We start from the raw sequence: 6,715 nt of genomic DNA on the forward strand, positions 1-6,715 counted from the left end.
GCCATGACGCTGACCCCCTCTCGCCGCAGCCTGCTCAAGGCCGGTGCCGCCGCCGCGACCGCCGCCGCCGCGGGCATCCCGCTGGCCGCGCCCGCGCAAATCGTCGATGCCGACATCCGCTGGGACAAGGCCGCCTGCCGGTTCTGCGGCACCGGCTGTTCGGTGCTGGTGGGCACGAAAGACGGCCGCGTCGTCGCCACGCAGGGCGACCCGGAAGCCGCGGTGAACCGGGGGCTGAACTGCATCAAGGGCTATTTCCTGTCCAAGATCATGTATGGCAAGGACCGCCTGACGCAACCGATGCTGCGCAAGACGAATGGCGTCTATGACAAGGAAGGCGAATTCACCCCCGTCAGCTGGGACGAGGCCTTCGACATCATGGCCGAGAAATGGAAGGCCACGCTGAAGGAGAAGGGCCCGGACGGCATCGGCATGTTCGGCTCTGGCCAGTGGACGGTCTGGGAGGGCTACGCGGCGGTCAAGCTGATGAAGGCCGGGTTCCGTTCGAACAACCTTGACCCGAATGCGCGCCATTGCATGGCCTCGGCGGTGGCGGGCTTCATGCGCACCTTCGGGATCGACGAGCCGATGGGCTGCTATGACGATTTCGAACAGGCCGATACCTTCGTGCTTTGGGGCTCGAACATGGCCGAGATGCACCCGATCCTGTGGTCGCGGCTGACCGACACAAGGCTGACGAAGCCCGATGCGCAGGTGCATGTGCTCTCGACCTATGAGCATCGCAGCTTTGAACTCGCCGACAACGGGATGGTGTTCAAGCCGCAGACCGACCTTGCGATCCTCAATTTCATCGCGAACCACATCATCCAGACGAACCGGGTGAACTGGGATTTCGTCAACGCGCATACGGTGTTTTCGAAGACCCAGACCGACATCGGCTACGGCCTGCGCCCGACCCATGCGCTGGAAGAAGGCGTCGATCAGAAGACGACGGGCAAGATGGACCCGATCGATTTCGAGACCTTCAAGGCCTCGGTTGCGCCCTATACGGTGGACTATGTCTCGGAACTTTCCGGTGTGCCTGCCGAAAGCCTGCTGAAGCTGGCCGAACAATATGCCGATCCGACCCGCAAGGTGATGAGCCTGTGGACGATGGGCTTCAACCAGCACACGCGGGGCAGCTGGGCGAATTCTTTGTGCTACAACATCCATCTGCTGGTCGGCAAAATCTCGGAACCCGGCAACTCGCCCTTCTCGCTGACCGGTCAGCCCTCGGCCTGCGGCACCGCGCGCGAGGTCGGCACCTTCTCGCATCGGCTGCCCGCCGACATGGTGGTGACGAACGAGGACCACCGCAAGCATTCCGAGGAATTGTGGGGCCTGCCCGCCGGCACGATCAATGAAAAGGTCGGCGCCCATGCGGTCTTGCAGAACCGGCTTTTGAAGGACGGCAAGATCAACGCCTATTGGGTGCAATGCACCAACAACATGCAGGCCGCCGCCAACATGAACGAGGAGACCTGGCCCGGCTATCGCAACCCGTTGAATTTCATCGTCGTTTCCGACCCCTATCCGACGATCACCGCGATGGCGGCCGACCTCATTCTGCCCACGGCGATGTGGGTGGAGAAAGAGGGCGCTTACGGCAATGCCGAACGGCGGACGCAATTCTGGCGCCAGCAGGTGGTGGCCCCGGGCGAGGCGAAGTCGGATCTGTGGCAGCTGGTCGAATTTTCCAAGCGCTTCACCGTCGAGGAGGTCTGGCCCGAGGAGCTGATCGCGCAGAAACCGGAGCTGCGCGGCAAGACGCTTTATGACGTGCTGTTTGCCAATGGCGTGGTGAACAAGTTCCCGCTGTCCGAGACCTACAAGGGCTTCGAGAACGTCGAGTCGAACCACTTCGGCTTTTACCTGCAAAAGGGCCTGTTCGAGGAATACGCCAGCTTCGGGCGCGGCCACGGCCACGACCTTGCACCCTTTGACAGCTATCATCAGGCGCGCGGCCTGCGCTGGCCGGTGGTTGACGGCAAGGAAACGCTTTACCGCTTCCGCGAGGGCTACGACCCCTATGTGAAACCCGGCGAGGGGGTGAAGTTCTACGGCAACAAGGACGGCAAGGCGAAGATCATCTTCGCCCCCTATGAAGCGCCGCCCGAAAGCCCGGATGCCGAGTTCGATCTGTGGCTCTCCACCGGGCGGGTGCTGGAACACTGGCATTCGGGCTCGATGACGCGGCGCGTGCCGGAACTGCACAAGGCCTTCCCGGCGGCGGTGGTGTTCATGCACCCCGAAGATGCGGCGGCCCGCGGGCTGAAACGCGGACAGGAGGTGAAGATCTCTTCGCGCCGCGGATCGATGCTCAGCCGGATCGAGACGCGCGGCCGCAACAAGCCGCCGCGGGGGCTCGTCTTCGTGCCCTGGTTCGACGAGGGGCAGCTGATCAACCAGCTGACGCTGGATGCGACCTGCCCGATCTCGAAGGAGACCGATTACAAGAAATGCGCCGTCAAGGTCGAGCGCGTCTGATCCAACCCCTTGCAAGACAGGACAAACCATGCCCGCCCCCGGCACTGCCAAAGCGCTTGACCGGCGCCGTTTCCTGACGGAAACGGCCCGGATGGCGGCGGGCTGCGCGGTGGCGGGAACGCTTCTGGGCAGTTTCGTCACCCGCGCGGGGGCGCTGCCCGCAACCGCCCTGCGCCCGCCGGGGGCGCTGAGTGAGGCCGATTTTCTGGCCGCCTGCTCGCGCTGCGGGCTGTGCGTGCGCGGCTGCCCCTATGACACGCTGAAACTTGCGGTCCCGGGCGAGGATGTGGCGACCGGCACGCCGTTCTTTACCGCCCGCGACGTGCCCTGCGAGATGTGCGAGGACATCCCCTGTGTTGCCGCCTGCCCCACCGGCGCGCTGGACCCGGGGCTGTCCGACATCGGCGACGCGAAGATGGGCGTGGCCGTGCTGGTCGACGAGGAACATTGCCTGAATGCGCTGGGGCTGCGCTGCGACGTCTGCTACCGCGTCTGCCCCGTGATCGATCAGGCGATCACCCTGGAAATGCGGCACAATCCGCGGTCCGGCCATCATGCGATCTTTCTGCCCGTGGTGCATGCCGAGTTCTGCACCGGCTGCGGCAAATGCGAGAAAAGCTGCGTCCTGCCCGAGGCGACGATCAAGGTCCTGCCGCTGGATCTGGCCCGCGGGGTGGCGTCTGACCACTACCGTCTGGGCTGGGAGGAAATGGAGCAAAAGGGCGCCCCGGTCGTCGACGGCATCGTCGATCTGCCCGACCGCCTGCCCGGCCCCGGCACCGACAACCTGGCCACGCCGGGCGGCTTTGCCCCCGCCTTCAAACTTCCGGGGGGCACGCCATGAAAGCCGGGAAATGGCTGATCCTGCGGCGGCTGTCGCAACTGGGATTTCTGCTGGTCTTCCTGTCCGGGCCATGGCTCGGCCTCTGGATCGCCAAGGGCAATCTGGCCGGGTCGCTGACGCTCGATGTGCTGCCGCTCTCCGACCCTTTCGTGATCCTGCAATCGCTGGTCGCGGGGCATGTTCCGGCCATGACCGCGCTGATCGGCGCGGCGATCGTGGCCGTCACCTATGCGCTGATCGGCGGGCGGGTCTATTGTTCCTGGGTCTGCCCGATCAACCCGGTGACCGATGCCGCGCATTGGGCGCACCGGCGGCTGAACCTGCCGAAGGGCTGGCAGCCTGCGCGATCGACGCGGCTCTGGCTTTTGGCCACGGTGCTGGCCGTTTCGGCCGCAACCGGTACCGTCGCCTGGGAATTCGTCAACCCGGTCAGCCTGTTGCACCGCGGCCTTCTGTTCGGGATCGGCTTTGGCTGGACTTTTGTCCTTGCCGTCTTCCTGTTCGATCTGGTCGTCTCGCGGCAGGGCTGGTGCGGCCATCTGTGCCCGGTCGGCGCCTTTTACGGCCAGCTGGGCCGCAAGGCGCTGCTGCGCGTTTCCGCCCGCGGCCGCGCCGCCTGCGACGATTGCATGGATTGTTTCGCCGTCTGCCCCGAGCCGCAGGTGCTGACCCCCGCGCTGCGCGGCGCCACCGGACAGACGCCGCTGATCCTTGCGCCCGACTGCAGCACTTGCGGCCGCTGCATCGACGTCTGCGACCTTGACGTCTTCCGCTTCACCCATCGCTTCGACGCTGCCCCCGCCCCGGGTCGCGGCGCCCCGAAATCACGCCTCACGGAGACCCAGCCATGAAAAAAGCCCTTCTGATCAGCGCCCTCCTTGCGGCCTCGACCGTCCTTGCGGCGGACCTTGCCGTCGCGCAATCGACCCCCGTCCCTGCAACCGTCAATTCCCTGCGCGGCGCCGATCCCGATGCGGATGTGACGGTGAACCCGGTCTATCACCAGCAGGAAGGCCGGCAAAATCGCAACTACCGCGCCCAGCCGCCGATCATTCCGCACACGATCGAGAAATATCAGATCGACCTGCATGCGAATGAATGCCTGGCCTGTCACGACTGGAAGAACGCCGCCGAACGCCGCGCGCCGACGCTGTCGATGACGCATTACACCTCGCGCGATGGCGTGCAGACCGACGCGATCGCGCCGCGGCGCTGGTTCTGCAATCAGTGCCACGTGCCGCAGGTCGATGCGCCCGCGCTGGTCGACAACCTCTTTCGGGGCTCGGAAGAGTAACCGGCGCAAGGAAGCACATCATGTCCGACACCAACGCCCCCCGCCCCGATCCTGCAAACCCCGAACCTGCAAAACCCGGCCTGATCCGTCGCTTCTGGCGCCTGCTCTGGAGCCCCCCGGCCGCGATCTCGCTGGGCGTTCTGCTGATCGCGGGCTTTGCCACCGGGATCCTGTTCTGGGGCGGCTTTCATGCCGCGCTTGAAATGACCAACACCGAGACCTTCTGCACCTCTTGCCACGAAATGCGCGAGAATGTTTACGCGGAATATCAGGGCTCTGTGCACCAGAACAACGCCTCGGGCGTGCGGGCGACCTGCCCCGACTGCCACGTGCCGAAGGAATGGGGGCCGAAGATGATCCGCAAGGTGCAGGCCTCGAAGGAGCTGTGGGGGCATTTCGTCACCGGCTCGATCTGGACCCGCGACAAGTTCGTCGACCGCCGCATCGAGCTGGCGAAACACGAATGGGAGCGAATGAAACGCAATGACAGCCAAGCCTGCCGGAACTGCCACAGCCTTGTCTACATGGACTTCACCCTGCAGGAAAACCGCGCCGCCGAGAACCACCAGAAGGCGCTGGATCAGGGCATGACCTGCATCGACTGTCATCAGGGGATCGCGCATGATCTGCCCGACGACTACCTGACCGCCTACCGCGAGGTGGTGGACCGGCTGCAGTCCGAAGGGGCGATCCCGGCGGCGAGGCCCGACACGGCGGCGATCGACGGCTATCTGAAGACGACGCACTGAGGGGGCAAGATGCGACTGGCATATCTGCAGGCCGAGGGCGGCGCGACGAACCGGCTGCTGGCGGACTTCGCCGAGACGGCAAGGGCGCGTGGCCTGCGGGTGATCGGCACGGTGCAGGTGAACACCGACAGGCCGGGTGGGGGGCCGGGTGAGGGGCGGTGCGACATGGATGTGACGGTGCTGCCCTCGGGTCCGGTGCTGCGGATCTCGCAGGATCTGGGCCCCGGGTCGCGGGGCTGCCGTCTGGATCCCGCCGCGCTGGAAGAGGCCGTGGCCCGGACCGAGGCCGCGCTGGCGGCGGGCGCCGATCTGATGATCGTGAACAAGTTCGGCAAGCACGAGGCCGAGGGGCGCGGCTTTCGCGCGCTGATCGGGGCGGCCCTGGCCGAGGGTGTGCCCGTCGTGGTCGGGCTGAACGGGTTGAACGCGGCCGCTTTCGCGGCGTTCGGGGCCGGGCTGGCGCAGCGGCTCGATGCGTCGCCCGAGGCGCTGCTGAGCTGGCTTGAGGAAGGCAAGGATGATGGGCAGGCCCCTTTGTGACGGCTTCGGCCGCGACGTGCGGTATCTGCGGGTCTCGGTCACCGACCGCTGCGACCTGCGCTGTTCCTACTGCATGAAGGAGGACGTGACCTTCCTACCGCGCAATCAGGTGCTGAGCCTTGAGGAACTCGACCGGCTCTGCTCGGCCTTTGTCGGTCTTGGCGTGCGCAAGCTGCGCATCACCGGGGGGGAGCCGCTGGTGCGCCGCGGCATCATGACGTTCTTTGCCGCGATGGGGGCGCATCTGCGCGCCGGGCGGCTCGATGAACTAACGCTGACCACGAACGGCACGCAGCTGGCCGCCCATGCGCAGGCCCTGGCCGATTGCGGGGTGAAACGGGTGAATGTCTCGCTCGATACGCTCTCGGCCGAGAAATACACCCGCCTGACCCGGTTCGGCCGGATCGAGACGGTCTTTGCGGGCATCGCCGCCGCGCAGGCGGCGGGGCTGCGGATGAAGCTCAATGCGATGGCGCTGAAGGGCGTGAACGACGACGAAATTTTTGCCCTGACCGACTGGGCGGCGGCGCATCGCTGCGATCTGACCTTCATCGAGCTGATGCCGATGGGCGACATTCCGGCGGGCACGCGGCTTGACCAGTTCTGGCCGCTCGATGACGTGCGGGCGCATCTGGAGACCCGGTTCCGGCTGACCGACACCGGGCTGAGCACCGGCGGCCCGGCGCGCTATGTGACGGTGGCGGAGACCGGGCAGCGGATCGGCTTCATCTCGCCGCTCAGCCACAATTTCTGCACCAGTTGCAACCGGGTGCGGCTGACCTGCAAGGGCGAGCTTTACAC

7 protein-coding genes are annotated in these 6,715 nt (G+C 65.8%); all 7 read left to right on the plus strand.

The features are described from left to right. Window positions 1-3: 3 nt before the first annotated feature. On the plus strand, window positions 4-2,487 hold the full coding sequence (gene napA, locus FBT96_RS09520) for a nitrate reductase catalytic subunit NapA (RefSeq protein WP_136906063.1): 2,484 nt from the start codon (window positions 4-6) through the stop codon (window positions 2,485-2,487). A gap of 28 nt (window positions 2,488-2,515) precedes the next feature. Continuing rightward, window positions 2,516-3,331, plus strand: a complete 816-nt coding sequence (napG, locus tag FBT96_RS09525) for a ferredoxin-type protein NapG (protein WP_136906064.1) — start codon at window positions 2,516-2,518, stop codon at window positions 3,329-3,331. Next, window positions 3,328-4,182, plus strand: coding sequence for a quinol dehydrogenase ferredoxin subunit NapH (gene napH / locus FBT96_RS09530; protein ID WP_136906065.1), 855 nt, complete (start codon window positions 3,328-3,330; stop codon window positions 4,180-4,182). The genes napG and napH overlap by 4 nt, the downstream gene beginning before the upstream one ends. Continuing rightward, entirely contained in the window at window positions 4,179-4,625 is a 447-nt protein-coding gene (locus FBT96_RS09535; RefSeq protein WP_136906066.1) for a nitrate reductase cytochrome c-type subunit, read from the plus strand. The genes napH and FBT96_RS09535 overlap by 4 nt, the downstream gene beginning before the upstream one ends. A gap of 20 nt (window positions 4,626-4,645) precedes the next feature. Continuing rightward, on the plus strand, window positions 4,646-5,374 hold the full coding sequence (locus FBT96_RS09540) for a NapC/NirT family cytochrome c (protein ID WP_136906067.1): 729 nt from the start codon (window positions 4,646-4,648) through the stop codon (window positions 5,372-5,374). Window positions 5,375-5,383: 9 nt separating this feature from the next. Beyond that, window positions 5,384-5,914, plus strand: a complete 531-nt coding sequence (locus FBT96_RS09545; RefSeq protein WP_136906068.1) for a DUF2478 domain-containing protein — start codon at window positions 5,384-5,386, stop codon at window positions 5,912-5,914. Further along, window positions 5,892-6,715 (plus strand): GTP 3',8-cyclase MoaA (moaA, locus tag FBT96_RS09550; protein ID WP_136906069.1); only part of this gene is annotated, 824 nt, incomplete at its 3' end. The genes FBT96_RS09545 and moaA, both read left to right, overlap by 23 nt.

This window comes from Rhodobacter capsulatus, assembly GCF_005144475.1.
Taxonomy (GTDB): domain Bacteria; phylum Pseudomonadota; class Alphaproteobacteria; order Rhodobacterales; family Rhodobacteraceae; genus Rhodobacter; species Rhodobacter capsulatus_C.